Raw genomic sequence first — 795 nt, forward strand, 5'->3', positions numbered from 1 at the left:
ACTTTGGTTCGGATGATTTCGGCGGTGATGATTTCTGACGGAAAACGTCACCGGTAAAATATCGTACATGACAGAAAGGACTTTACTATGAAAGAGACTATTTGGAAAAGCATTCTTTGCGCAGTGCTCGTTACGCTGACTGCTTGCGTCCTGTGCACCGGCGCATTCGCTGCCAAGTATACCTGTATCAAGAGTGGCTGCACCAGAGAGGCGGCTAAGGGCTCCGCCTATTGCTGGGTACATAAACCTACTAAGAACAATTCCAGCGTCTCCGGCAGCGGCTCCAGACCGTCCGGCAGCTCCAGCACAAAACATAAATACACCTGCATCAAGGACGGCTGCACGAGAGAAGCGGATAAGGACTCAGCTTACTGCTGGGTACATCGCCCTTCCAAATCTTCCACCAAGAGCAGCGCTTCTTACAGCTCCAAATCTTCGTACAGCAGTTCTTACACAAGCAGTAAAAAATCCTATAAGACGTATGATTCCTATGACGATGGCTACGATGCCATCTACGATGATGACGACTACGATGAGGATCGCTACGACAGCGACCCGGACTACGCAGCAGGCGTAGATGACGCTATGGACGAGTTGGATTGGTAACACAACAGTTTATGCAAATGACAGGAGGTTCCCTATGAAAGCATTTATCACGATCACCGGATTGAAGTTCCATTTTGGCAGCAAGCCTTTTGCGGTTGGGCAAAAGGTCAAGCTGGTCAAAGAGCCTGACAATGAATATGACAGCGAAGCAATCAAGGCAGAGTTGCCGGGGCTTGGTTGCGCAGGTTA

At 49.4% G+C, this 795-nt stretch carries 2 protein-coding genes; both read left to right on the forward strand.

Annotated elements, in window-relative coordinates:
- The first annotated feature begins 87 nt into the window (after positions 1-87).
- Positions 88-606: a hypothetical protein gene (locus tag C4885_RS16175; protein ID WP_114001307.1), complete on the forward strand. Its 519-nt coding sequence runs from the start codon at positions 88-90 to the stop codon at positions 604-606.
- Positions 607-640: 34 nt separating this feature from the next.
- A partial coding sequence (locus C4885_RS17170; RefSeq protein WP_242979626.1) for an HIRAN domain-containing protein occupies positions 641-795 on the forward strand: 155 nt, incomplete at its 3' end.

This window comes from Subdoligranulum sp. APC924/74 (assembly GCF_003324125.1).
Lineage (GTDB): Bacteria > Bacillota > Clostridia > Oscillospirales > Ruminococcaceae > Gemmiger > Gemmiger qucibialis.

Excerpts from the sequence above, each read along its gene's own strand:
- C4885_RS16175 (WP_114001307.1), top strand. The coding sequence starts at position 88 with ATGAAAGAGACTATTTGGAAAAGCATTCTTTGCGCAGTGCTCGTTACG.